Below are 24,427 nucleotides of genomic sequence, written 5' to 3'. Positions count from 1 at the left end.
GCGCGTCAGCCGACGACCTTCTTGAGGGCGTCGCCGAGCGCGTCGGCCTCGTCGGGGGTCAGCTCGACGACGAGTCGACCGCCGCCTTCGAGCGGAACGCGCATGACGATGCCCCGCCCCTCCTTGGTCACCTCGAGCGGGCCATCGCCCGTCCGCGGCTTCATGGCCGCCATGCTCGTTCCCCTTCCTGATACCAGCTCACCGTCACCGCCGACGGCCCGTGAGGGCACGCGCAGTCCGGCATGGACGCGCGACACCGGCATCGAACACATTGCTTCCCAGCCATTATCCCGCATCCCAGGACCCGATGACCAACATCGGTCGGCATCGCTTGGGCAACGCACGCGAGCAAAACCACTCAATTCGGCGATGTGACTGCAATACTGCGCGCCCTCACGCACTTCCGCCGAATGGATACGGACCTAAATTCTTTGACGCAGGTCACACCTCCCGGGCGATCCGTTGCCGGTGATCTCCGTCATGCTGTGTCCCGGACACGCATGTACCACCCACTCGTACGGCCCACACGTACGACGACGACGCGGAGGGGAACCCATGGCCGACACCGTGCTCTACGAGGTGAGCGACGGGCTCGCGACGATCACGCTGAACCGCCCCGAGGCGATGAACGCGCTGAACATCGAGACCAAGGTCGCGCTCAGGGAGGCGGTGCGCTCAGGGGCGGGGGACGACGCCGTTCGAGCGGTCCTGCTGACCGCGGCCGGGGAGCGGGCGTTCTGCGTCGGTCAGGACCTCAAGGAGCACATCGGGCTGCTGGCCTCCGACCGGGAGACGGGCTCGGGGCAGACCATGAGCACGGTGCGCGAGCACTACAACCCGATCGTGCGGGCGCTCGCCGAGGCGAAGAAGCCGGTGGTCGCCGCCGTGAACGGGGTGGCGGCCGGGGCGGGCTTCGGCTTCGCGCTCGCGGCGGACTACCGGATCGTCGCGGACACGGCGGCCTTCAACACGTCCTTCGCCGGGGTCGCGCTCACCGCCGACTCGGGCGTCTCCTGGACGCTGCCGCGCGTCATCGGCCCCGGGCGCGCCGCCGACCTGCTGCTCTTCCCGCGCAGCGTCGGCGCCCGGGAGGCGTACGAGCTGGGCATCGCCAACCGGGTGGTGCCCGCCGCCGACCTGCGCGCCGAGGCGGAGCAGACGGCGCGGGCGCTGGCGGAGGGACCGACGGTGGCCTACGCGGCGCTGAAGGAGGCGATGGCGTACGGACTGACGCACTCGCTCTCCGAGACGCTGGACAAGGAGGACGAGCTGCAGTCCCGGGCGGGTTCCTCGGAGGACCACGCGATCGCGGTGCGGGCCTTCGTCGACAAGGAGAAGCCGCGCTACCTGGGCAAGTGAGCCGCTGACCGGCCCCCGGACGGGCTCTCGCGCGCCACGCACGCCGCCAGGTGGTCGTCCACCAGTCCGCACGCCTGCATCAGCGCGTACGCCGTCGTCGGGCCGACGAAGCGCAGTCCCTGCTTCTTCAGGGCCTTGGACAGCGCCGTGGACTCCGGTGTGACGGCCGGGACGTCGGCGAGGGTCGTGGGCACGGGGCGCCCGTCCGGGTCCGGAGCGTGCGACCAGATCAGCTCGTCCAGCTCGCCGGGGGCCCACTCGGCCAGCACGCGGGCGTTGGCGAGGGTCGCGTCGATCTTGGCACGGTTGCGGATGATGCCCGCGTCGGCGAGCAGGCGCTCGCGGTCCTCGTCGGTGAAGGCCGCCACCTTGGCGATCTCGAAGCCCGCGAAGGCGGCGCGGAAGCCGGGGCGGCGGCGCAGGATGGTGATCCAGGACAGGCCGGACTGGAAGGCCTCCAGGCTGAGGCGTTCGTACAGGGCGTCGTCGCCGTGGACCGGGCGGCCCCATTCCTCGTCGTGGTACGTCACGTAGTCCGCGGTGGACAGGGCCCAGGGGCAGCGCGGCACGCCGTCCGGTCCCGCGACGGCCTCCCCGGCGCTCACTGCTGCTCCTCCTGGGCCGGCTTCTCCATGGAGACGTGCTGGTGGGCGAGGGCGGCCCGGGCGCCGGACAGCGCGGACTCCAGGTCGGCGATGCGGGCGTCGCGCTCGGCCAGCTCGGCGCCGAGGCGGCCGAGGGCGTCGTCGACGTCCGCCATGCGGTAGCCGCGGGCGGCGAGCGGGAAGCGGAGGCACTCCACGTCCGCGCGGCCCACCGGGCGGTCCGGGGGCAGTGAGTCCCGCAGTCGCTCGGGGGCGGCGTCGGGCAACGGCCCGCTGTCGCCGCCGCTCACCACGGCGAGCGTCACCGCGGCGACCACGACGGCCAGCGCGACGACGAGGAACAGGAACATGACCATCGCTGAGGCCCCCATGGCCGGGTCGAGCGCGGCGATCGCGTGATCGAGGATTCGACGGATCGCGTGGCTGGTTGGATCGGAGTCGGAACCGGGTTCCGAGCCGGAGTCGGTTGTGTCGGGTCCGATCGTGCCATGCGAGTCTGACAGTCGGGGCCGCAGGCGGTCGAAGGCCGGGCCCCGAGGTCGATTCAGCGGGACGTGAGAACGGTATGGACGAGGAGATGTCACAGGGGATGCTCAGGCTGGGCAGGCGTGAATTCGCGGCGCACGAGCCGGTGATCATGGCCATCGTGAACCGGACCCCGGACTCCTTCTACGACCAGGGGGCGACCTTCCGCGACGAGCCCGCCCTCGCGCGCGTGGAGCAGGCGGTGGCCGAGGGCGCCGCGATCATCGACATCGGCGGCGTGAAGGCCGGGCCGGGGGACGAGGTGTCGGCCGAGGAGGAGGCGCGGCGGACGGTGGGGTTCGTCGCGGAGGTGCGGCGGCGGTTCCCGGACGTCGTGATCAGTGTGGACACCTGGCGGCACGAGGTGGGCGAGGCCGTGTGCGAGGCGGGGGCCGACGTGCTGAACGACGCGTGGGGCGGCGTCGACCCGAAGCTCGCGGAGGTCGCCGCGCGGTACGGGGTCGGGCTGGTGTGCACGCACGCCGGCGGCGCGGAGCCCCGGACCCGGCCGCACCGGGTGACGTACGACGACGTCATGGCCGACATCCTGAAGGTGACGCTGGGGCTGGCCGAGCGGGCGGTGGCGCTGGGCGTGCCGCGGGAGTCGGTGCTGATCGACCCCGGCCACGACTTCGGGAAGAACACGCGGCACAGTCTGGAGGCGACGCGGCGGCTCGGGGAGATGGTGGAGACGGGGTGGCCGGTGCTGGTGTCCCTGTCCAACAAGGACTTCGTCGGGGAGACGCTGGACCGGCCCGTGAAGGAGCGGGTGCTGGGGACGCTGGCGACGACGGCGGTGTCGGCGTGGCTGGGGGCGCGGGTGTACCGGGTGCACGAGGTGGCGGAGACCCGGCAGGTGCTGGACATGGTGGCGACGATCGCCGGGCACCGGGCGCCGGCGGTGGCCCGGCGCGGCTTGGCCTAGGGGTTCGGCGGGGGTCGGCACAGGGTTCGGCGGGGGTCGGCCCAGGGGCTCGGCGGGGGGACCAGGGCGTCGGCGGGGGTCGGCCCAGGGCTTCGCCCCCGCCCGTGACCGGCCGTTACCGCCCCGCCTCCTTGGAGACCAGGGCCACCGCCTCGTCCACCTCGTCCGTGACGTGGAAGAGCAGGAGGTCCTTCTCCGCCGCCTTGCCCTGGGCGACCAGGGTGCCGCGGAGCCAGTCGACCAGGCCGCCCCAGTACTCGGAGCCGAACAGGACGATGGGGAAGCGGGTCACCTTCTGGGTCTGCACCAGGGTGAGGGCCTCGAAGAGCTCGTCGAGGGTGCCGAGGCCGCCGGGGAGGACCACGAAGCCCTGCGCGTACTTCACGAACATCATCTTGCGGACGAAGAAGTACCGGAAGTTCAGGCCGATGTCGACATACGGGTTGAGCCCCTGCTCGAAGGGCAGTTCGATGCCGAGACCGACCGACGTGCCCTTCGCCTCCAGGGCGCCCTTGTTGGCCGCCTCCATGGCGCCGGGCCCGCCGCCGGTGATGACCGCGAAGCCGGCCTCCACCAGGCCGCGGCCCAGCCGCACGCCCGCCTCGTACTCCGGTGAGTCCGCCGCCGTACGGGCGGAGCCGAAGACGCTGATCGCGGGCGGCAGTTCGGCGAGCGTGCCGAAGCCCTCGATGAACTCCGACTGGATGCGCAGCACGCGCCAGGGGTCGGTGTGGACCCAGTCGGTCGGGGCACGCTCGTCCAGCAGGCGCTGGTCCGTGGTGCTCTTCTGGACCTGACCCCGCCGCCGGAGGACAGGGCCCAGGCGCTGTTCCTCCGGTGGCCGCTTCTTGCCCTCGGGGTTGCCGGTAGCCATGCGCGCTCCCTCCAGTCGCAGGTTCTTCCACCTCAGCGTAGATCTACGCGGGTTACGTACGAGGGACCTGAGCATGTCCGTCACACAGCGGCGTAAACCCGGTGTGGATCACGCCGTCAGCCAGGACCGCAGGCGCTCCTCCCCCGCGAGGATCTTCGCCACTTCCACCCGCTCGTCGCGCTTGTGCGCCAAGTGCGGGTTGCCCGGGCCGTAGTTGACCGCGGGGACGCCGAGCGCCGAGAAGCGCGACACGTCCGTCCAGCCGTACTTGGGCTGCGGGGTGCCGCCCACCGCCTCGATGAAGGCCGCCGCGGCCGGGTGGGACAGCCCCGGCAGGGCCGCGCCGCTGTGGTCGTCGACCACGAACTCCGCCACCCCGCAGTCCGCGAAGACCTCCCGCACGTGGGCGAGGGCCTCCTCGGGGCCGCGGTCCGGGGCGTAGCGGAAGTTGACCGTGACCACGCACTCGTCGGGGATGACGTTGCCCGCGACCCCGCCCGTGATGCCGACCGCGTTCAGGCCCTCGCGGTACTCCAGGCCGTCGATCACCGGGTAGCGCGGCTCGTACGCCGCCAGGCGCGCGAGGATCGGGGCGGCGGCGTGGATGGCGTTGGACCCCATCCAGGAGCGCGCGGAGTGCGCCCGTTCCCCCGTCGTCCGCAGCAGCACCCGCAGCGTGCCCTGGCACCCGCCCTCCACCTGGCCGTCCGACGGTTCGAGGAGCACCGCGAAGTCGCCCTCCAGCCACTCGGGGTGCGCCTCGGCGACGTGCCCCAGGCCGTTCAGGTCGGCGGCGACCTCCTCGTTGTCGTAGAAGACGAAGGTCAGGTCGCGGTTGGGGGCCGGGACGGTCGCCGCGATGCGCAGCTGCACCGCGACGCCCGCCTTCATGTCGCAGGTGCCGCAGCCCCACAGGACGCCGTCCTCGTCCAGCCGGGACGGTACGTTGTCGGCGATCGGGACGGTGTCGATGTGACCGGCCAGGATCACGCGCTCCGTCCGGCCCAGGTCCGTGCGGGCCACGACGTTGTTGCCGTACCGCTCGACCGACAGGTGCGGCAGGGTGCGCAGGGCGCTCTCGATCGCGTCCGCGAGCGGCTCCTCGGTGCCGCTCTCGGAGGGGAAGTCGACGAGCCGCGCGGTGAGCTCCGCGGCGTCCAGCGTGAGGTCAAGCGGGGTATCGGCCATGGCTCCGACCCTAACGCCCCTGCCCGTTCGGGCACTGTCCGTACCCGGCGTACACCACTCCCTACCCTCCAGTACCTTGTACGCGTGCTTGAGCCGTCGCCATCCCGCAAACGCCATGGCCGCCTTGTCCGTTCCGGCGCGGCCTCCGTGGTCCTGCTCGCGGTCGCCGGGTACCTCGCGGTGCAGTACGTCACCGGGGGCGCGGGCGCCCCGGGCTGCGAGGTCGTCTCGGCCGAGGACGGACGGACGACCTACGAGTTCACGCCGGAGCAGGCGGTGAACGCGGCGACGATCACCGCCGTGGGCACCGCGCGCGATCTGCCGGAGCGGGCGGTGACGATCGCGCTGGCGACCGCGCTCCAGGAGTCGACGCTGCGCAACATCGACTACGGCGACCGCGACTCGCTCGGCCTGTTCCAGCAGCGGCCCTCCCAGGGCTGGGGAACGCCGGAGGAGATCATGGACCCGGCCTACTCGGCGGCCAGGTTCTACGACGAACTGGTCGAGGTGCCCGACTACACCCGCCTCCCGCTGACCGTCGCCGCCCAGCGCGTGCAGCGCAGCGGCTTCCCGGATGCCTACGCCAAGCACGAGACGGACGCCCGGCTGCTCGCCGCCGCGCTGACCGGGCGGTCCGCGGCGACGCTGACCTGCGAGGGACGCCCCGGCACGGCCCGGGCCCAGGGGCCGGCCGCGGTCCGCGCGGCGCTCGTACGGGACTTCGGGCAGGACGTGCTCCAGTCGGCCGGAACGGCCGTGGACGACGCCTCGGCGGCGCCCACGGCGTCGCCCGCACCGACCGCGGGCACGACGGGCACGACGGGCGGCACAGGCGGCACGGGCGGCTCCGACGGGCGGACCGTGACGCTGCCCGTGGCCGCCGGCCCGGGTACCGAGGGGCGCCTGGAGCAGCGTGGCTGGCAGCTGGCGCACTGGGCGGTGGCCAACGCCTCCTCGCTGCGCATCGAACGGGTCTCCTACGCGGGCCGGGAGTGGACCGCGGGGAACACCGACAGCAAGTGGCGTCCGACGGGTGCGGGCAGCACCGGCGGCGCCGAGCGGGCCGCGGGAGCCGTCCGCATCACCTCCGCGCGGTAGCGCTCGCCCGTACGGTTCGTCACTCCTGGGAGTTACCCGCGACGGCGTCGGGGCGACGCGGTGCGCGGATTTTCCGGTCGTCCCCCTTGAAGCCGCCGGAGGCCAGGAAAATCAAGGGCTGTAAGGGTTCGACGGACTTTCCGACCGGCGCCCTTTTGCCCGTTTTTCTGTGCACCTGATAATGCGACACATTACTAACTCTTTACTTTGTGCCGCCGCAACCTTCGTCGCCTTCGAGCGGTAGTCACTGCGTCCGAGCCCGGTCGATCACTCGCCGGGCACGGTCGGATTTCTCATCACTGACTTCCGTCGAAGGAGCATCATGTCCCTCCCCCTGACCCGCCGGATCGCCCGTGCCGCGCTGCTCGTCGCTGCGGGAGCGGCCGCCGGGGTCGGTGCGGCCGGCTCCGCCAGCGCGGCTCCCGAACTGCCCGCCACCCCGAACCTCGGGGGACTGACCGCCCTGGACGGGGCGAACGTCGGCAACACCGTGGACGCCGCGGCCCAGAACGTCACCGAGACCGCGGGCGACACCGGCAGCAAGGCGGTCAAGAAGACCGTGCCGGCCGCGGGCAAGACCGGTGGCTCGGTCGTCAAGAAGACCACCCCCGTGGCGCAGAAGGCCGCCGGGGACGCCGCGGGCTCCACCGGGGAGATCGTCGGTGACACCGCGGGTACCGCCACCGAGGGCGGGCTGCCGACGGACGCGCTGGGCAAGGGCGGGCTGCCGGCCACCGGTTCGCTGCCGGCCACCGGTTCGCTGCCGGTGCAGGGGCTGCCGCTCGGCTGACGGCGGCCGCACCCCGCTCGTACGGCGCCGGGGCCCAGGATTCCTCTCCTGGGCCCCGGCGTTCTGCGTGCCCGCGTCGAACCGGCCCGTCAGGCCGTCAGGCGCGACACCGCCGCGCGGACGCGCTCGTCCGTGGCCGTGAAGGCGACGCGGATGAAGTTCTCGCCCGCCGGACCGTAGAAGTCGCCGGGAGCCACCAGGATGCCGCGCTCGGCCAGATGGGCCACCGTGTCCCAGCAGGACTCGTCGCGGGTGGCCCAGAGGTAGAGGCTGGCCTCGCTGTGCTCGATGCGGAAGCCGTGACCGAGGAGCGCCTCGCGCAGGGCCGTGCGGCGGGCCGCGTAGCGCTCGCGCTGCACGCGGACGTGCTCGTCGTCGCCGAGGGCCGCCACCACGGCCGCCTGGGTCGGCGCGGACGTCATCATGCCGCCGTGCTTGCGGATCTCCAGGAGGGGCCCCAGGACGGCCGGGTCGCCCGCCAGGAAGGCCGCGCGGTAGCCGGCGAGGTTGGAGCGCTTGGAGAGCGAGTGGACGGCCACCAGGCCGTCGTACGAGCCGCCGTTGACGTCCGGGTGCAGGACGGAGACCGGGTCGGCCTCCCAGCCCAGCTCCAGGTAGCACTCGTCGGAGACGACGAGGATGCCGTGCGCGCGGGCCCAGGCCACGATTCGGGTCAGGTCCGCCTTCGACAGGACCCTGCCGGTGGGGTTGGACGGGGAGTTGAGCCAGAGGAGCTTCAGGCCCGCCGGGTCCAGGTCCGTCGGGTCGTCGTATGCCTCGTACTCGGCGCGGGCCAGGCGCGCGCCGACCTCGTACGTCGGGTAGGCCAGGCGCGGGAACGCCACCCGGTCGCCGGGGCCGAGGCCCAGCTGGGTCGGGAGCCAGGCGACGAGTTCCTTGGAGCCGACGATGGGCAGGACGTGGCGGTGGGTGACGTCGCGGGCGCCGAGGCGGCGCTCGACCCAGCCGGTGATCGCGTCGCGCAGTGCCGGGGTGCCCCAGACGGTCGGGTAGCCCGGAGAGTCCGCCGCGTCGGTCAGGGCCTTCTGGATCAGCTCGGGGACCGGGTCGACCGGGGTGCCGACGGAGAGGTCGACGATGCCGTCCGGGTGCGCGGCGGCCGTCTTCTTGTACGGCTCCAGCTTGTCCCAGGGGAAGGTGGGAAGCCGGTCGGAGACTGCGGACACGATGGTGGCTCTCTTTCGTCTTCGTCCTACGGCAAACGCCTCGGTCCCGTACCGCACCGATCGTGGTGATCAGGCCGTACGGGACCGAGGCGGCGCGGGTGCGGCCGCTCTTACTGGTTCTGCGGCGGCAGCGCGGCGACGAAGGGGTGGTCGCGCTCGATCAGTCCCAGCTTGCTGGCGCCGCCGGGCGAGCCGAGCTCGTCGAAGAACTCGACGTTCGCCTTGTAGTAGTCCTTCCACTCCTCCGGAGTGTCGTCCTCGTAGAAGATCGCCTCGACCGGGCAGACCGGCTCACAGGCACCACAGTCGACGCATTCGTCCGGGTGGATGTACAAGGACCGCTGGCCCTCGTAGATGCAGTCGACCGGGCACTCCTCGATGCACGCCTTGTCCTTCACGTCGACACAAGGCTGCGCGATGACGTAGGTCACGCTGTCGTTCCTCCTCGATAGGGCGCTGGCGGGCCTCCTCAGGCTCCGCCGCCTGGCGCGCGGGAGCGCGGCGTCGTCGATGCCCGCCCCTAGTATCTCCGTTCTTGGGCATGATCCGAACAGGAGGGGTGAACCGACCCGTGGAATTCTCTGCCGCAGGACGCCTTGAGGTCCGTATCACCACTGCTGACGTGGGCAAACGAGTGTCCGTGCGGCGCTTGAGCGAACCGGGTGTCGCGGGTGAGAAGTTCACCGACACGGTCGGTGTTCTCACATCATGGGACGACGGTGTGCTGCTGATCACACGAAAGAGTGGCGAGTCCGTCCGTGTCCCGGAGTCCGCGCTGGTCGCGGGCAAGGTCGTGCCGTCGGCGCCCGCGCGGCGGCGCGGTCCCGCCGCCTCGTACGAGGAGCTGGCGCGGGTCGCCGCACGGGCCTGGCGGCCGGTGGAGAGCGAGCGGCTCGGTGAGTGGGAGCTGCGGGCGGCCGCCGGGTTCACGCGGCGGGCCAACTCCGTGCTCCCGCTCGGCGATCCGGGGCGGCCCCTCGACGAGGCGCTGACCGCCGTACGGCGCTGGTACGCCGAACGGGGCCTGCCCGCGTACGTCCAGACCGCCACCGGGGCCGAGGGCACGCAGGAGTCCCTGTGCGCGGAGCTGGAGCGGCGGGGCTGGGTACGGGAGGTGACGGCCGAGGTGTGGACCGGCGGGCTGGCGCCGGTCGCCGACCTGTCGGAGGGGGCCGGCGTGGTCCTGTCCCGGGAGGCGGACGAGGCGTGGCTGGCGCGGTACCAGCGCAAGGGCGTGAGCGAGGTGGCCCTGCGGGTACTGGGCCGGGGGTCCCCCCGCGCGAGCGAAGCCGAGCGTGGCGGAGGGCCGTCGGTGTGGTTCGCGACGGTGCCCGGTGCGGACGCCCCGGCGGCGATCGGGCGGTGTGTCGTGGACGGGCGGTGGGCCTCCTTCGCGGCCGTCGAGGTCGACCCCGCGCAGCGTCGCCGGGGGCTCGCCACCGCCGTGATGGCGGCGCTGGCCCGGCGGGCGCTCGACGAGGGCGCGTCGGCGGCGTGGCTCCAGGTCGAGACGGACAACGCGGGCGCGCGGGCGCTGTACGCGGGGATGGGCTTCGCGGCGCATCACGCGTACCACCACTACCGGGAGCCCGCGAGCGCCGGCACGGACCGGTAACCGATCGCCGTGAAAGGGCACGAGCCAGCTATGCGTCACCCACGTCCCCCGCGTCCGCCGTCACCGGAACGCTCCGCCGAAGTGCGGCGCCGGTTCGCCGAAGAGGCACGCTCCGAGCGGCCCGACCTGGCCACGCTGTGCCTGCTGGTGGGCGCGGAGGCGGACGGGACGCTGGACGAGGCGGGTCTGGACGCCGCGCAGATGGAGCTCGACCGGCTGGCCGGGGAGCTGCCGTTCCGGCCGGGCGCGCCGCGGGCCTGGGCGGCGGCGCTGCGGGACCTGCTCGGCGAGCGGTACGGGTTCCAGGGGACCGCCGCGGACTACCAGCGGCTGGAGTCGTCGTTGCTGCACGAGGTGCTGCGGCGCCGGCGCGGGCTGCCGATCATGCTGTCGGTGGTGTGGCTGGAGGTGGCCCGGCGGGCGGGGGCGCCGGTGTACGGGGTCGCGCTGCCGGGGCACTTCGTGGTCGGGTTCGGGGCGGAGTTCGGGCCGGCGGAGGAGCGGGTGCTCGCCGATCCGTTCGACGGAGGCCGGGTGCTCGGCGGGAACGACGCGGAGGTGCTGGTGGCGGGGGCGACGGGGGACGCCCTGCATCCGTCGATGCTGGAGCCCGCGGCGCCGTTGGAGGTGGTGTCGCGCATCCTGAACAACATCCGGGCGTGGGCGGCGGCCCGGCCGGAGCGGTCGGATGTCGGGCTGTGGGCGATCGAGCTGGCGTTGCTGCTGCCCGCGCACCCGGCGCGGCTGCGCTACGAGCGGGCTCGGCTGCTGGTGCAGCGCGGGGAGTTCTCGGCGGGAGCCGGGGAGTTGGAGGCGTACGCGGAGGTCGTGGGGGCGGTGGACGAGGCGGTCGCCGAGCAGGTGCGGGGGGAGGCGCGGGCGGCTCGCGCCATGCTCAACTGAGGACGCGAAGGGGGCGCCCGGCGAGTGCCGGGCGCCCCCTCGTGGAGTGGCGTCGTCAGCTGGGGTCGGTCTCGATGACCGCCACGCGGTCGGTCTTGCTCTTCAGGGCCTGACGCAGGGCGGCGTAGACGTCCTCGGGGGTGACGGGCGTCTTCTCACCGTTGGCGCGGGTGATGAGCACGCCGTCGAACGCCCCGCCGTAGAGGTCCTTGAGGGCCTTCAGGTCGGGCTTGTCGACCAGCTTGCCGTTGACGGCCGTGACCCCGAGGAACTTCCACAGCGACTTCTCCGGGCTCATCGGAACGGGGGGCGCGCCCTCGGCCTGCACGGTCACCTTCGCCGACATCGCCGGCTCGGCGAACTCCTTCATCATCCGGTCGACCTCGGCCTTGGAGACCGTGGGCTGCTGGGTGGTGGTCGGTACGTTCACCGGCGTGGCGGTGCCGGTCTCCACCTGGGCGCGGTAGGCCTCCTGCACGGCCTCGGTCGACTTGGCGACGTCGATGCCCTTGCCGGCCTTGCCGTACACGGGGACGGCCTTGCCGGACTCGAACCTGATCGTGCCCTCGGTCACCGATCCGGCCCCGCCGGCGGCGTCCTCCAGGGCGGCGTGCAGCTTCTCCTCGTCGACGGGCATGACCGGGTCGACGACACGCTGCCGGCCGAGGAGGGAGCCGAACACGGACACCGGGTTGTAGTCGCTCTTCGCCGCCGCGCTGGCCGTGGCCTGCGTGTCGAGCTGGAGCCCCGCCTGATCCGGCTTCAGGGAGACCGTCTCGCCGCCCACCGTGAGCTTGAGCGGCTTGCTCGCGCGGGCGGAGAGGACGTCGTCCAGCTTCTCGACGGCGTCGTCGCGCGTGCCGCCGCCGATGTCGACGCCGAGGACGGTGGTGCCCTTCGGCACGTCCGAGCGGTTCATGAGCAGGCCTGCGCCGTAGGCGACACCGGCGACGAAGACCAGGCCGCCGACGAGCAGCGGGAGCTTCTTGCGGCCCTTCTTCTTGGCCGGCTTGGCGGAGCTCGCCGGGGGCGCGGAGACCGGCTCGGGCAGCTTCGGGGGGGTGTGCGGCAGCGGTCCGTCGCCGGGCGGGCCCTGGAACGGGGGCGCGTTCCGGTCGGTCGGCACGACGGGGATGCCGCTGGTGACGGTGTTCCCGGAGACGTTGTCCGGGTTGCCGTAGCCGGGGCTGCCCGGCTCGGGGGCCGGCTTCTGCGGGGTGAGGATCGCGGTGTCGTCGCTGAGCCCGCCACCCGGGCCGGGGCGGGCGGCCTCGGCGCCGGGGCCGGTACTGGTGCCGAGGCCCTGCGGGCTGCCCGGACCACCGGGACCCCCAGGACCGCCGGGACCACCCGGGCCACCCGGACCGTTCGGTGCGGGTCCGCGCTGGCCGTTGGGCGCGCCGGGGCCGCCGGGCGTCCTGGGCCGGCCCAGATCACCGATGTCGCCGACCGGGGGCGGCGTCAGCCGGCTGTCCCCGGTGACCGGGCCGCTCGTCGCGCCCGCGGGTCCCTGGGTGCCGCCGTACGGGGACTGCCCGTTCGGGCCGCTCTGTCCGCCGCGGGGGCCGGGGCCCTGGTTGCCCTGCCCGTTCTCCGGGAAGTACGCCAGGTCGTCGCGGCGCGGTCCGGCGCCGCCGTCGGCGCCCGGGCGAGCGCCGTTGCCGTTGCCGTTGCCCAGCGGTCCGGCCGCCAGTGCCTCGGTCACGTCGAAGGAGCCGGTGCCGCCACCGTGGCCGGGCGCCACGGGTCCGCCCGTCGCGCCGGAGAGACCGGCGCCGCCCGTGGTGCCGGGCCGGGAGCCGCCCGGCACGTTCATCGAGCCGACGACGCCGCCGGGACGGCCGCTCCCGCCGCCCGGTCGCGCACCGGTACCGGAAGCACCGGCACCCGGTCCCGCGGGGCCCGCGGAGGGTGCGCCCGGCGTACCGGCCGCCGCACCGGAACCGCCGGGCAGACCGGCGCCGTTGGTGGAGCCGCCACCCTGAGCGCCCTTGCCCGGGCCGGACTTGCGCGGCGCGAACCAGTCGCTGGTCGGCTTGTCCTCGGTCGGCCGGGCGGACTGCCCCGGCTCGGCGGGGGGCTCCTCGGCGCCCGAGGGCTCCGCGGCGGTCGGTGCCGACGTGGGCGCGGGCCGCTCGGCCGTCGTCTCCGGGTCACCGCCGGCGCCCTCGGCCTCCGCGACGGGCTTGCGCACGACGACCGGCGGGATGGGCCGCGACCCGGGGATGTTGATCCGGATTCGGGTCGTCAGCGTCGTCTCGGTCTTGCGCTCCTCCGGCCGCGAGGCCGAACGGCCCGCGTCCGCACCGGCGTCGGAAGCCGTGGGTGTCCCGTAGGGCGGGGTGCCCGACGGGTATGCGGCTCCGCCGCGCCCGTGGGGCCCGGAGGACGAACTGTCAGTTTCACGACTCAAGGCAGGTTCTCCCGGTTGGCTCCGCCGCCCGGCACACCAGAAAGCGGGCGGCTCGGCGGCGCGCACCACCATACTGGCCACTTCTCGCGCGTATCCCGTGACCGCTGGGGAAACCCACACCGGACTCGCACGCCCGGACCACGGCGAAGTAGTACGTCACTTGCCAAGTCGGACGGCGTCGCCGTCCGGTTGCCGCACCGGCGCGAGGGTGGCACACATCACAGCGACGGCGATCCCGCCGAGCAGGAAGAGGTACGAGCCGCTGCCGGCCGCGAAGAGGAAGTCGCCCTCGGGACGGCTGGTCGTGAGCAGGACCACAGCGAGCGCCCAGCCCGCGGCGGGCGCGACGGCCCCGCCCCGGCGGCCCACGGCCCGCCCCGCTCCGACGCAGAGCCCCGCCTCGGCGGCCAGCGCGAGCAGCAGCCCGCCCGGGAACCACCCCGGCTGCACCAGCGCGCCCGCCACCCCGACCAGGGCGCCGAGCACGAAGAGCCCCAGGTAGAGGGCGGCCCGCCCGAGCGAGGGCGCGCGCAGCGGCTGGGCCAGGGCGGAGGTCGTCGGCTCGGTACGCCTGCTCATGACGCCACCTCGATGCCGGCGATCCCGGTGATCCCGTCGATGCCGGCGAAGAGATCGCTTTCGCGTCCGTCCCCGTCCCCGGACCGCTCCCCGCGCACCAGCTCGTAGTACTCGGTGGTGAAGAGGGGCTGGGCCAGCTCGTTGGAGAGGACGAAGTACGGCTCGGCGACGGTGATCTGCGTGACGTGCGCGCGCATGGCCGCGGCCTTGGCGGCGTTCGCGCCGCCCTCGCCGCGGATCTCGGTGGTGATCCGCCCGTCGTCGACGACGCCCGGTACGTCCTCGACGCCGGCCGCCTTCTCGAAGGGCAGGCCGGGCAGATCGTCGCGGAGGCGGGCGAAGGCGTCCTCGGCGACGGTGCGCGGGACGCGGTTCCAGTAGACCTTGGCGACCGGGCAGCCCGCATCGGCGGCCAGCTCCACCGCCCGCATGGCGATGCGGTGGGCCTGGATGTGGTCGGGGTGGCCGTAGCCGCCGTCGGGGTCGTAGGTGACGAGCACCTGGGGGCGCACCTCGCGGATCACCTCGACGAGGAGTTCGGCGGCCCGGTCGACGTCCGCCTGCCACAGGCAGCCGGGGTCGTCGTTGTCGGGCAGACCCATCATCCCGGAGTCGGCGAACCGCCCCGGCCCGCCGAGCAGCCGGAAGTCGTCGACGCCGAGCGCGCGCATCGCGGCCGCCAGCTCGCCCCTGCGGTGCCCGCCCAGTGCGGCTCCGGTCAGGTGCCCGAGCTCGGGCGGGATGACCTCGCCCCGCTCACCGAGTGTGCAGGTCACCAGCGTCACGTGGGCGCCTTCGGCGGCGTACCTGGCCATGGTGACACCGTTGTTGATCGACTCGTCGTCCGGGTGCGCGTGCACCAGCAGCAGACGCCGGCCGGGGAGTTCCGTCATGGGCTCCACCCTATGACTGTCCAGAGCTTGTCCAGTGCCGTCCGGGCGGTCGGCGGCGTTGCCCCGGGTAAGGCGTGGCTGTGCGGCACGGGAGTACGGAGGGGCGCGACATGTCGGTGGACGACGAGGCGACGGTACGGCTCGGGGACGGGACGGAGCAGGCGGACGAGCCCGGGTGGGAGGTGGACCCGAACGACGACTGGGCGCTCGCCGTGGTCGCCACGGTGGGGAGGCAGCTGAAGCTGCGGCGCGAGGCGGCGGGGATGCGGGCCGCCGAGTTCGCGACGGCGGTCGGGTACGGCGAGGACATGGTCTACAAGGTCGAGGGCGGGAAGCGGATCCCCCGGCTCGACTATCTGGACGCGGCGGACCGGCTGCTGGACGCGGGTGGGCTCCTCTCGGCGATGAAGGAGGACGTGAAGAAGGTCCGGTACCCGAAGAAGGTCCGGGATCTGGCGCAGATGGAAGCGCGGGCGGTGGAGCTTCAGCTGTACGACCCGCTGAACGTCCATGGGCTGCTGCAGACGCCCGAGTACGCGCGCGGGCTGCTCATGATGCGGCGCCCCGCCTACTCGAAGGACGAGGTCGAGCGGTTCATCGCGGCGCGCGTCGCCCGCAAGGCCGTCTTCGAGCGGGACCCGGCGCCCGAACTCAGCTTCGTCCTGGAGGAGTGGACACTCAGGCGCCCTCTGGGCGGGAGGGCGAACCTGCGCCGCCAGTTGGAGCATCTACTGGAGGTCGGGCAGTTGAGGACCGTCGAGTTGCAGGTGATGCCGACGGACCGCGAGGAGCACGCCGGCCTGGCGGGCGGAATCGAGGTGCTGAAGTTCCAGGACGGCTCGATGGTGGGACGTTCGCCGGTGGTGGCCTACGGCCGACCCGTGTCGGAGCCCAAGCAGCTACGTATCCTTGAACTCCGGTATGGCATCATCCGGGCGCAGGCCTTCACCCCGCGTGAGTCGGCCGCGTTCATCGAGCGACTGCTGGGGGAGACATGATCCGCCAAACCGACCTGGCGTGGTTCAAGAGCAGCTACAGCAGCAGCAGCGAGGGGGACTCCTGCGTCGAGATCGCCACCGCACCCGGCGCCGTCCACGTCCGCGACTCCAAGCACACCGGTGCCGGACCGCGACTCGCTCTGGCGCCGGAGGCGTGGACCTCGTTCCTGTCCGGCACTTTCCAGTGGCCGGCCGTCAGAAGTTGATGCTCCCGATCATCCCCGCGAGGTTCGTCGTCAGCTCACTGATCGTGGGCGCGACGGTCGACGAGGCCAGGTAGAAGCCGAGGAGCATGCACACAACCGCGTGCCCCGCCTTCAACCCTGACTTCTTGACCAGCAGGAAGACGATGATCGCCAGCAGCACAACCGCCGAAATCGAGAGTGCCACGGCGGCTCACCTCCAATAAGCCCAGGGACATGGGGAGGGTCGGACGCGGTCGGACGCGGTCCCACCTTGGGGCAGATAAATCCGCGCAGCGGGCACCTGGTTGATACCCACTATGCGCTAGTGATCATAACTATCCGTGCGCGCGCATCTCTCGGCGCACGGCCGCACAAGGGGGCGCATGGCCAATATGGTCGAGGCATGACGACCGAGTCCGACTCCTTCCCCAAACGGCACGCCCGCACCCAGCGATTCACGCTCGGCGCGCCGCGTTCGTTCACCGTGGCACCCGACGGGTCCCGGGTCGCGTTCCTGCGCTCCGGTACCGGCACGGACCGGGCCAACGCGCTGTGGATCCTCGATACCGAGGAGGGTGGCGAGCGCGTCGCCGCCGATCCGCGCGCCCTCCTGGGCGGCGCCGAGGAGCATCTGTCGCCCGAGGAGCGGGCGCGGCGTGAGCGCAGCCGCGAGGGCGGCGCGGGCATCGTCGGCTACGCCACCGACACGGCCGTCGAGCTGGCCTCTTTCGCCTTGTCAGGGCGGCTCTTCGCGGCCGAGCTGCGGGCCGGGACGGCGCGCGAACTGCCCACCCCCGGACCGGTGATCGACCCGCGCCCCTCCCCCGACGGCCGGCACATCGCCTACGTCGCCCAGGGCGCCCTGCGGGTCGTGGGTGCCGAGGGGGCCGGGGACCGGGCGCTGGCCGAGGCGGACGCGGAGGGCGTCACCCACGGGCTCGCCGAGTTCATCGCCGCCGAGGAGATGGGGCGCAGCCGGGGCTTCTGGTGGGGGCCCGAGTCGGACCGGCTGCTGGTGGCACGCGTGGACGACACGCCGGTCAGCCGGTGGTGGATCTCCGACCCGGCCCATCCCGAGCGTGATCCACACCACGTGCCGTACCCGGCGGCGGGCACCGCCAACGCGGACGTGCGGCTGTTCGTGATCGGGCTGGACGGGGGGCGCACGGAGGTCCGCTGGGACCGGGCGCGGTATCCGTATCTGGCGCGAGTGCACTGGTCAGCGGCGGGTGCGCCACTCCTTCTCGTACAGGCGCGCGACCAGCGCAGCCAGTTGTTCCTGGCCGTGGACACCGAGTCCGGGGCGACCCGGATGGTGCACGCCGACGAAGATCCGATTTGGCTGGAACTCTTCCCCGGCGTGCCCTGCTGGAGCCCCTCCGGGCAGCTCGTGCGGATCGCCGACGAGGGCGGCGCGCGCGTCCTGGCGGTCGGTGAACGACCGCTCACCGGTGCCCAGTTGCATCTGCGGGCGGTGCTGGACGTCTCCGGCGACGACGTGCTGGTTTCCGCGTCGGCGGGCGAGGAGGCGGCCGAACCGGAGACGGGCGAAGTGCACGTGTACCGGGTGAACGAACTCGGCGTGGAGCGCGTCTCGCAGGAGCCCGGCGTGCACTCGGCGGTGCGCGCCGGAGGCGTGACCGTTCTCGTCTCCGCGACGCTCGGCCGGCCAGGCACCCGGGTGCAGGTTCTGCGGGACGGGAAGCCGCTGGCGACCGTCGCCTCTTACGCCGAAGACCCCGGTTTGTCCCCGCGCGTGACGCTCACCGAAGGGGGCGCACGCCGCATCCCGTGCGCCGTGCTTATGCCAAAGGACTACCACGGTGACACCCCCCTCCCCGTGCTCCTGGACCCGTACGGTGGCCCGCACGGTCAGCGCGTGGTGGCCGCGCACAACGCCCACCTCACCTCGCAGTGGTTCGCCGACCAGGGGTTCGCGGTCGTCGTCGCCGACGGGCGGGGCACCCCGGGACGGTCCCCCGCCTGGGAGAAGGCCATCAAGGACGACGTGGCCGCGGTCGTGCTCCAGGACCAGGTGGACGCGCTCCAGGCCCTCGCCGCGGACTTCCCGCTCGACCTGAACCGCGTCGCCATCCGCGGCTGGTCCTTCGGGGGCTACCTGGCCGCCCTGGCGGCCCTGCGCCGTCCGGACGTCTTCCACGCCGCCGTCGTGGGCGCCCCGGTCACCGATCTGCGGCTGTACGACACCCACTACGAGGAGCGCTACATCGGCCACCCGGACGAGCAGCCGGACGTCTACCGCCGCAACTCGGTGATCGACGACGCGGGCCTGGTGGGCGCCGCCGAGCCGCGGCGCCCCATGATGATCATCCACGGACTCGCGGACGACAATGTGGCGGTCGCCCACTCCCTGCGCCTGTCCTCGGCCCTGCTGGCCGCGGGCCGCCCGCACGAGGTGCTCCCGCTGTCCGGCGTCACGCACATGACTCCGCAGGAGTCGGTCGCCGAGAACCTGCTGCTGCTCCAGGTCGACTTCCTCAAGCGGTCGCTGGCATAGCGTCACACGAAGGCACCAACCGCTTTAACACGCGGGCAACTTCACCGAAGCGGCACCGATATACGAACGCGCGACGCTGATCAGCGTACGGCCGTGCGGGTGCCGTGAGCGGGCCGGGGAGCGCCATGTCACCCCGGCCCGCTGCCGTGCCCCCCGGTGCCGTCGCCGTCCGTCTCGGTCGGCACCACCTGCTTCTCCTCGGCGAAGTGGCACGCCGAGTCGTGGGCCGCGGGACCGGTCGCGTGCCGGAACTCGGCGGGGACGGCGAGTGCCGGTACCTCCAGGGCGCAGCGCTCCCGCGCCTTCCAGCAGCGGGTGCGGAAGCGGCAGCCGGACGGGATGTTGGTCGGGGACGGCACGTCGCCGGCCAGGATGATGCGCTCGCGGTGCTCCCGGGCCTCCGGGTCGGGCACCGGCACGGCGGACAGCAGCGCCTGGGTGTAGGGGTGCGTGGGATGGTCGTAGATCTCGGCGTCGCGGCCGGTCTCCACGATCCGGCCGAGGTACATCACGCCGACCCGGTCCGAGATGTGCCGGACGATGGACAGGTCGTGGGCGATGAAGATGTAGGACAGGTCGAACTCGTCCTGGAGCCGGCCCATCAGGTTGATCACCTGCGCCTGGACGGACACGTCGAGGGCCGACACCGGCTCGTCCGCGACGATGATCTCCGGGCGCAGCGCCAGTCCCCGCGCGATGCCGATGCGCTGGCGCTGACCGCCGGAGAACTGGTGGGGGTAGCGGTTGATGTACTCCGGGTTGAGACCGACGACGTCCAGCAGGTGCTGCACCCGTCCGCGCCGGTCGCCCTTCGGGGCCACCTCGGGGTGGATGTCGTACGCCTCCCCGATGATGTCGCCGACGGTCATGCGGGGGTTGAGGGAGGTGTAGGGGTCCTGGAAGACCATCTGGATGTTGCGGCGTACGGACTTGAGGGCCTTGCCCGACAGCTCGGTGATGTCCTCGCCCTTGTAGCGGATCTCACCGGCCGTCGGTTTCTCCAGGCTGACCAGCATCTTGGCGACCGTGGACTTGCCGCAGCCGGACTCGCCGACGATGCCCAGCGTCTCGCCGCGGTCGAGGTGGAAGTCGACGCCGTCGACCGCCTTGACCGCGCCGACCTGTTTCTTGAAGAGGATGCCGGAGGTGAGCGGATAGTGCTTGACGAGACCGCGGACTTCGAGGATCGGCTCGGTCGTCTCAGCCATGCAGGCACTCCCTCCAGAAGTGGCAGGCGCTCCCGCGTTCCGCTTCGGACTCCGTCACGTCGTACAGCGGCGGTACGTCGGTGCGGCAGACGTCCTGGGCCATCGGGCAGCGGGGGTGGAAGGCACAGCCGGGCGGGATGCGGGTGAGGTTGGGCGGCAGGCCCTTGATGGCGTAGAGCTCCTGGCCCTTCTGGTCCAGGCGCGGGATCGACTCCAGCAGGCCGCGCGTGTACGGGTGGGCGGGTGCCTTGTAGATGTCGTGGACCGGCGCCGTCTCCACGATCCGGCCCGCGTACATGACGGCGATCTTGTCGGCCACGTCGGCGACCACGCCCAGGTCGTGGGTGATGAGGATCAGACCCATGTGCAGTTCGCGCTGGAGTTCCGCGAGCAGGTCCATGACCTGGGCCTGGACGGTGACGTCGAGGGCGGTGGTCGGCTCGTCGGCGATGATCAGCTTCGGTTCCAGGGCCATCGCCATGGCGATCATGATGCGCTGGCGCATACCGCCGGAGAACTGGTGCGGGTACTGCCGCACCCGCTCCTTCGCCGCCGGGATGCGTACGCGGTCCATCAGCTCGACGGCCTTGGTCCGGGCGTCCTTGCGTGACATCCCGCGGTGCACGGTGAACATCTCGCCGAGCTGGTCGCCGACGGTGAGGACGGGGTTCAGCGACGACAGCGCGTCCTGGAAGATCATCGCCATCTCGGCGCCGCGGACCTTCCGGCGTTCCTCCTCCTTCAGCTTCAGCAGGTCCCGGCCCTCGAAGAGGATCTCCCCCGCGGTGATCCGGCCCGGGGGGACGTCGAGGATGCCCATGATCGTCTGGGCGGTGACGGACTTGCCGGAGCCGGACTCGCCGAGGACGGCCAGGGTCTCCCCCGCGTCGACGCCGTAGCTGACGCCGTTGACGGCCTTGGCGACGCCGTCCCGGGTGTGGAACTCCACGTGCAGGTCGCGCACTTCCAGCAGCATGCGGCGGCTCACCTCAGCTTCGGGTCGAGGGCGTCGCGCACCGCGTCGCCGAGCATGATGAACGCGAGGACGGTGATGGCGAGGGCTCCGGAGGGCCACAGCAGGGCGTGCGGGGCGTTGCGGACGTAGGGGGCGGCGGCGGAGATGTCGATGCCCCAGGAGACGCTGGGCGGCTTGAGGCCGACGCCGAGGAAGGACAGGGTCGCCTCCAGGGAGATGTAGGTGCCGAGCGCGATGGTCGCCACGACGATGACCGGGGCGACGGCGTTGGGTGCGATGTGGCGCAGCAGGAGCCGGGAGTTCGAGGCGCCGAGCGCACGGGCGGCCTGGACGTAGTCGTTCTGCTTGGCGGTGATGACGGAGCCGCGGGCGATGCGGGAGATCTGCGGCCAGCCGAGCAGCACGATGAAGCCGATGACCGGCCAGACGGTGTTGCTGGTGATGACGGAGAGCAGGACCAGGCCGCCGAGGACGACCGGGATGGCGAAGAAGACGTCGGTGATCCGGGACAGGACGGCGTCCCCCGCCCCGCCGAAGAACCCGGCGAGCCCGCCCAGCACGCTGCCGAGGACCGCGACCCCGAGCGTGGCGAGGACGCCGACCGCCACCGACGTACGGGCGCCGTAGACGGTGCGGGTGTAGACGTCGCAGCCCTGGCCGTTGAAGCCGAAGGGGTGACCCGACTGGGAACCCTCCTGGGCCCTGGCCAGGTCGCACTTGAGGGGGCTGCCGGAGGCGATCAGGGAGGGCCAGATGGAGATGACGACCAGGAAGAGGATCACCAGGGCCGAGATGATGAAGACCGGGTTGCGGCGCAGGTCGTGCCAGGCGTCGGACCAGAGGCTGCGGGGCTTGTCCCGTGGGCCGCTGCCCTCCGGGCCGTCCGGGCCCGGACTCTTCTCCAGGCTCACCGCCTCGCTCGCACCGAGGTCCATCTGCCCGCCCATGCCGGTTCCGGCGATCGCGCGCTCCGGCTCGTACGGCTGCTGCTCAGGCATAGCGGATCCTCGGGTCGAGTACGGCGTACAGGAGGTCGACGACGAGGTTGGCGACGAGGAAGACCAGCACCAGGACGGTGACGAAGCCGACGACGGTCTGCGTGTTCTGCCGGAGGATGCCCTGGTAGAGCTGGTAGCCGACGCCGTGGATGTTGAAGATCCGCTCGGTGACGATGGCGCCGCCCATCAGGGCGCCGATGTCGGTGCCGATGAAGGTGACGACGGGGATCAGCGAGTTGCGCAGCAGATGCCGGGTGATGACCCGGTGCCGGGGCAGGCCCTTGGCGATGGCGGTGCGGACGTAGTCGGAGCGCCGGTTCTCCGCGATGGAGGTACGGGTCAGCCGGGTGACGTACGCCAGGGAGACCGAGGCGAGGACCAGGCCGGGGACGATCAGCTCGCCGAAGGGGGCCTCGGAGGAGACGGCCGGGTCGATCCAGCCCCACTTGACGCCGAGCAGCAGCTGGAGCAGCAGGCCGGTGACGAAGGTGGGGACGGAGATGACGACGAGGGTGAGCAGCAGGACGCCGGTGTCGATGGGGCGGCCGCGGCGCAGGCCGGTGACGACGCCGAGGACGATGCCGACGACGATCTCGAAGAGGATGGCGATGATGGTGAGCCGGATGGTGACCGGGAACGCCGTGCCCATCAGCTCGGTGACCGGCTGACCGTTGAAGGCGGTGCCGAAGTCGCCGGTGAAGACGTTGCCCATGTAGGTCAGGTACTGCTGCCACACGGGCTGGTCGAGCCCGAACTCGTGCCGCAGCTGCGCGGCCGTCGCCGGGTCGCACTCCCGGTCGCCGCACAGGCCCGCGATGGGGTCGCCCATCACGTTGACCATCAGGAAGATCAGCAGCGTGGCCCCGATGAAGACCGGGATCATCTGGAGCAGCCGCCGGACGACGTAGCGTCCCATGGCGCCTCCTCAGCCGACCTTGATCTCGTTGTAGACCGGGACGCTGAACGGGTTCAGCTTCACGTTCGAGAGTCGGTCCGAGTAGCCCGCGCTGCCGTTCTGGTACCAGAGCGGGATGGCCCCCATCTCGTCCCTCAGCACCTCCTCGGCCTGCTGGAAGAGGCCGATCGCCTTGTTGGTGTCCGTCTCGGCGTTGGCCTGGTCGACGAGGTCGTCGAACTTCTCGTTGGACCACTTGCCGTCGTTGGAGGAGGCGTTGGTGTAGTAGAGCGGCTGGAGGAAGTTCTGGATGAGGGGGTAGTCCATCTGCCAGCCGGCGCGGAAGGGACCGCTCATCTTCCGGTCGGTGATCTGGTTGCGGAAGTCGGCGAAGGTGCCGACCGGGTTGCCCGCGCAGGCGCGGTCGTTGTCCAGGGCGTTGTTGATGGAGTTGCAGACCGCGTCGACCCACTGCCCGTGGGAGCCGGTGTCGGCGTTGTACGTGATCCTGACCTGGCCGCCGGGCAGGCCGCCCCCGTCCTTGATCAGCTGTTTGGCCTCGTCGGGCTTGTACTCGCAGGCCTCGCCGCACAGACCGGCCTTGTAGCCGCCGTCCTCGCCGAGGACCGGTGAGGTCCAGTCGGTGGCCGGGGTGCGGGTCTGCTGGAAGATCGTGTCCGTGATCTGCTCGCGGTCGATCGCCATGGACAGGCCCTTGCGGACCTTCTCGGAGCCGGGCTTGTTCCAGTCGTTGTCGTAGAACGGGAAGGCGAGGGTCTGGATGATGCCGGCCGGGGTGTTGATGTACCGGTCGCCGAGGTCGTTCTTCACGTTCTTGAGCTGGGCGGCGGGGACGTCGTCGACGAGGTCGAGGTTGCCGGCCATCAGGTCGGTGTAGGCGGTGTTGTTGTCGGTGTAGACCTTCAGATCGACGCCGCCGTTCTGCGCCTTGTCCGGTCCCGGGTACTCCTCCCACTTCCGCAGGGACATCCGGGAGCCGCGGGCGTAGTTGTCCACCATGTACGGGCCGTTGCCGACCGGCTTCTTCAGCCAGGCGTCGTGGTCGTCGAAGAAGGCGCGGGGCAGCGGCGCGAAGGCCGGGTAGCCGAGGGTGTCGGGGAACGTAGAGAACTTCTGGCTCAGCTTGACGGTGAAGGTGCGGGGGCCGGTCACCTTCAGCCCGGAGAGCGTGTCGGCGCTCTGCCCGCCGCTCTCCGGGTGGGTCTTGTCGTACCCGTCGATGTACGCGAAGAAGTAGGCGTTGCGCTGGTTGTTCTTCAGGCTGGCGCCGTAGTTCCAGGCGTCCACGAAGGACTGGGCGGTGACCTTCTCGCCGTTGCTGAAGGTCCAGCCGTCCTTGACGGTGATCGTGAAGTTCTGCGAGTCGGACGTCTCGATCTTCTCGGCGAGCATGTTCTGCGCCTCGCCGGTCTCGGGATCGTACTTCTTCAGACCCCGGAAGATCATGTCGAGGACCTTGCCGCCCTGCACCTCGTTGGTGTTGGCCGGCTCCAGCGGGTTCTGCGGGTCGCCCCAGGAGGAGCTGAGGACCGCGCTCGTGTCCCCGCCGCTGCCGCCCCCGCCTCCGCAGGCGGTCGCCGCGAGGGCCACCGCCGCCGCGCATGCGGCCCATCTGGCGTGCCTGGCTCCGCGCATGGAGTGCCTCCTCGTGCCCTGACTCGTTCGACTCGTTCG

At 72.0% G+C, this 24,427-nt stretch carries 25 protein-coding genes; 9 read left to right on the top strand and 16 right to left on the bottom strand.

Translation table 11 applies throughout. The features are described from left to right. Positions 1 to 5: 5 nt before the first annotated feature. Entirely contained in the window at positions 6 to 173 is a 168-nt protein-coding gene (locus ACIQ6R_RS03225; protein WP_003966491.1) for a DUF3117 domain-containing protein, read from the bottom strand. Between the two features lie 382 nt (positions 174 to 555). Here ACIQ6R_RS03225 and ACIQ6R_RS03220 point away from each other — a divergent pair, with 382 nt between their 5' ends. Further along, positions 556 to 1,359 carry an enoyl-CoA hydratase/isomerase family protein gene (locus ACIQ6R_RS03220; protein ID WP_404218376.1) on the top strand — a complete coding sequence of 268 codons (804 nt, stop codon included), beginning with the start codon at positions 556 to 558 and terminating at the stop codon, positions 1,357 to 1,359. On the opposite strand, the gene ACIQ6R_RS03215 is transcribed toward ACIQ6R_RS03220, so the two are convergent. Then, positions 1,344 to 1,964: a DNA-3-methyladenine glycosylase I gene (locus tag ACIQ6R_RS03215; RefSeq protein ID WP_404169950.1), complete on the bottom strand. Its 621-nt coding sequence runs from the start codon at positions 1,962 to 1,964 to the stop codon at positions 1,344 to 1,346. The two genes, ACIQ6R_RS03220 and ACIQ6R_RS03215, sit on opposite strands and share 16 nt — an antisense overlap. Next, a complete protein-coding gene (locus ACIQ6R_RS03210) occupies positions 1,961 to 2,320 on the bottom strand; it encodes a DivIVA domain-containing protein (protein ID WP_404218374.1) in 360 nt (119 codons plus the stop codon). Before ACIQ6R_RS03210 ends, ACIQ6R_RS03215 begins: the two co-directional genes overlap by 4 nt. 233 nt (positions 2,321 to 2,553) lie before the next feature. Here ACIQ6R_RS03210 and folP point away from each other — a divergent pair, with 233 nt between their 5' ends. Continuing rightward, on the top strand, positions 2,554 to 3,414 hold the full coding sequence (folP, locus tag ACIQ6R_RS03205; RefSeq protein ID WP_404170704.1) for a dihydropteroate synthase: 861 nt from the start codon (positions 2,554 to 2,556) through the stop codon (positions 3,412 to 3,414). A gap of 115 nt (positions 3,415 to 3,529) precedes the next feature. On the opposite strand, the gene ACIQ6R_RS03200 is transcribed toward folP, so the two are convergent. Further along, on the bottom strand, positions 3,530 to 4,288 hold the full coding sequence (locus ACIQ6R_RS03200) for a TIGR00730 family Rossman fold protein (RefSeq protein WP_404169944.1): 759 nt from the start codon (positions 4,286 to 4,288) through the stop codon (positions 3,530 to 3,532). 108 nt (positions 4,289 to 4,396) lie between these two features. Next, on the bottom strand, positions 4,397 to 5,476 hold the full coding sequence (gene dapE, locus ACIQ6R_RS03195) for a succinyl-diaminopimelate desuccinylase (protein WP_404169941.1): 1,080 nt from the start codon (positions 5,474 to 5,476) through the stop codon (positions 4,397 to 4,399). 84 nt (positions 5,477 to 5,560) lie between these two features. On the opposite strand from dapE, the gene ACIQ6R_RS03190 reads away from it, so the two are divergent. Both ACIQ6R_RS03190 and ACIQ6R_RS03185 read left to right on the top strand, forming a co-directional pair. Continuing rightward, on the top strand, positions 5,561 to 6,574 hold the full coding sequence (locus tag ACIQ6R_RS03190; RefSeq protein WP_404218372.1) for a heavy metal transporter: 1,014 nt from the start codon (positions 5,561 to 5,563) through the stop codon (positions 6,572 to 6,574). 322 nt (positions 6,575 to 6,896) lie between these two features. Next, positions 6,897 to 7,364: an ATP-binding protein gene (locus ACIQ6R_RS03185; protein WP_404169935.1), complete on the top strand. Its 468-nt coding sequence runs from the start codon at positions 6,897 to 6,899 to the stop codon at positions 7,362 to 7,364. Positions 7,365 to 7,453: 89 nt separating this feature from the next. Here ACIQ6R_RS03185 and ACIQ6R_RS03180 read toward each other — a convergent pair whose 3' ends face one another. Then, positions 7,454 to 8,551, bottom strand: a complete 1,098-nt coding sequence (locus ACIQ6R_RS03180) for a bifunctional succinyldiaminopimelate transaminase/glutamate-prephenate aminotransferase (protein ID WP_404169932.1) — start codon at positions 8,549 to 8,551, stop codon at positions 7,454 to 7,456. Between the two features lie 110 nt (positions 8,552 to 8,661). After that, a complete protein-coding gene (gene fdxA, locus ACIQ6R_RS03175; RefSeq protein WP_003973842.1) occupies positions 8,662 to 8,982 on the bottom strand; it encodes a ferredoxin in 321 nt (106 codons plus the stop codon). Positions 8,983 to 9,092: 110 nt separating this feature from the next. On the opposite strand from fdxA, the gene ACIQ6R_RS03170 reads away from it, so the two are divergent. Further along, positions 9,093 to 10,166: a GNAT family N-acetyltransferase gene (locus tag ACIQ6R_RS03170; RefSeq protein ID WP_404218370.1), complete on the top strand. Its 1,074-nt coding sequence runs from the start codon at positions 9,093 to 9,095 to the stop codon at positions 10,164 to 10,166. 30 nt (positions 10,167 to 10,196) lie between these two features. After that, positions 10,197 to 11,069, top strand: coding sequence for a tetratricopeptide repeat protein (locus ACIQ6R_RS03165; RefSeq protein WP_404218368.1), 873 nt, complete (start codon positions 10,197 to 10,199; stop codon positions 11,067 to 11,069). A 55-nt stretch (positions 11,070 to 11,124) separates the two neighbouring features. On the opposite strand, the gene ACIQ6R_RS03160 is transcribed toward ACIQ6R_RS03165, so the two are convergent. The 3 genes from ACIQ6R_RS03160 to mshB all read right to left on the bottom strand — a co-directional run bounded on the left by ACIQ6R_RS03160 (position 11,125) and on the right by mshB (position 14,954). Beyond that, positions 11,125 to 13,482, bottom strand: coding sequence for a hypothetical protein (locus tag ACIQ6R_RS03160; protein WP_404218366.1), 2,358 nt, complete (start codon positions 13,480 to 13,482; stop codon positions 11,125 to 11,127). Positions 13,483 to 13,638: 156 nt separating this feature from the next. After that, on the bottom strand, positions 13,639 to 14,061 hold the full coding sequence (locus ACIQ6R_RS03155; RefSeq protein WP_404218364.1) for a DUF6113 family protein: 423 nt from the start codon (positions 14,059 to 14,061) through the stop codon (positions 13,639 to 13,641). Further along, on the bottom strand, positions 14,058 to 14,954 hold the full coding sequence (gene mshB / locus ACIQ6R_RS03150) for an N-acetyl-1-D-myo-inositol-2-amino-2-deoxy-alpha-D-glucopyranoside deacetylase (protein ID WP_404169920.1): 897 nt from the start codon (positions 14,952 to 14,954) through the stop codon (positions 14,058 to 14,060). Before mshB ends, ACIQ6R_RS03155 begins: the two co-directional genes overlap by 4 nt. 110 nt (positions 14,955 to 15,064) lie before the next feature. On the opposite strand from mshB, the gene ACIQ6R_RS03145 reads away from it, so the two are divergent. After that, on the top strand, positions 15,065 to 15,952 hold the full coding sequence (locus ACIQ6R_RS03145) for a helix-turn-helix domain-containing protein (RefSeq protein WP_404218362.1): 888 nt from the start codon (positions 15,065 to 15,067) through the stop codon (positions 15,950 to 15,952). Beyond that, a complete protein-coding gene (locus tag ACIQ6R_RS03140; RefSeq protein ID WP_404169914.1) occupies positions 15,949 to 16,158 on the top strand; it encodes a DUF397 domain-containing protein in 210 nt (69 codons plus the stop codon). Before ACIQ6R_RS03145 ends, ACIQ6R_RS03140 begins: the two co-directional genes overlap by 4 nt. Here ACIQ6R_RS03140 and ACIQ6R_RS03135 read toward each other — a convergent pair. Continuing rightward, positions 16,148 to 16,342: a hypothetical protein gene (locus ACIQ6R_RS03135; protein WP_121749054.1), complete on the bottom strand. Its 195-nt coding sequence runs from the start codon at positions 16,340 to 16,342 to the stop codon at positions 16,148 to 16,150. The two genes, ACIQ6R_RS03140 and ACIQ6R_RS03135, sit on opposite strands and share 11 nt — an antisense overlap. A 198-nt stretch (positions 16,343 to 16,540) precedes the next feature. Between ACIQ6R_RS03135 and ACIQ6R_RS03130 the strand changes: the two genes are divergently transcribed. Beyond that, positions 16,541 to 18,655, top strand: coding sequence for a prolyl oligopeptidase family serine peptidase (locus ACIQ6R_RS03130; protein ID WP_404218360.1), 2,115 nt, complete (start codon positions 16,541 to 16,543; stop codon positions 18,653 to 18,655). 128 nt (positions 18,656 to 18,783) lie between these two features. Here ACIQ6R_RS03130 and ACIQ6R_RS03125 read toward each other — a convergent pair whose 3' ends face one another. From ACIQ6R_RS03125 to ACIQ6R_RS03105, 5 genes are read right to left on the bottom strand one after another with little or no spacing between them, the layout of a single operon-like run. After that, positions 18,784 to 19,863 carry an ABC transporter ATP-binding protein gene (locus tag ACIQ6R_RS03125; protein ID WP_404218358.1) on the bottom strand — a complete coding sequence of 360 codons (1,080 nt, stop codon included), beginning with the start codon at positions 19,861 to 19,863 and terminating at the stop codon, positions 18,784 to 18,786. Next, positions 19,856 to 20,839 (bottom strand): ABC transporter ATP-binding protein, encoded by a 984-nt coding sequence (locus tag ACIQ6R_RS03120; RefSeq protein WP_404218356.1) that lies wholly within the window; start codon positions 20,837 to 20,839, stop codon positions 19,856 to 19,858. The genes ACIQ6R_RS03125 and ACIQ6R_RS03120 overlap by 8 nt, the downstream gene beginning before the upstream one ends. Positions 20,840 to 20,847: 8 nt before the next feature. Beyond that, a complete protein-coding gene (locus ACIQ6R_RS03115; protein WP_404169902.1) occupies positions 20,848 to 21,837 on the bottom strand; it encodes an ABC transporter permease in 990 nt (329 codons plus the stop codon). Further along, the gene (locus ACIQ6R_RS03110) at positions 21,830 to 22,753 is read right to left on the bottom strand and encodes an ABC transporter permease (protein WP_345630160.1); all 924 of its coding nucleotides are present in this window, start codon (positions 22,751 to 22,753) and stop codon (positions 21,830 to 21,832) included. The genes ACIQ6R_RS03115 and ACIQ6R_RS03110 overlap by 8 nt, the downstream gene beginning before the upstream one ends. 9 nt (positions 22,754 to 22,762) lie before the next feature. Continuing rightward, on the bottom strand, positions 22,763 to 24,388 hold the full coding sequence (locus tag ACIQ6R_RS03105; RefSeq protein ID WP_404218354.1) for an ABC transporter substrate-binding protein: 1,626 nt from the start codon (positions 24,386 to 24,388) through the stop codon (positions 22,763 to 22,765). Positions 24,389 to 24,427 lie beyond the last annotated feature (39 nt).

This window comes from Streptomyces sp. NPDC096048 (assembly GCF_044763415.1).
In the GTDB taxonomy this organism is placed as follows: Bacteria; Actinomycetota; Actinomycetes; order Streptomycetales; family Streptomycetaceae; genus Streptomyces.
Note: the sequence above shows the minus strand (reverse complement) of the source record. Positions and strands in the feature narration are given on the sequence as shown.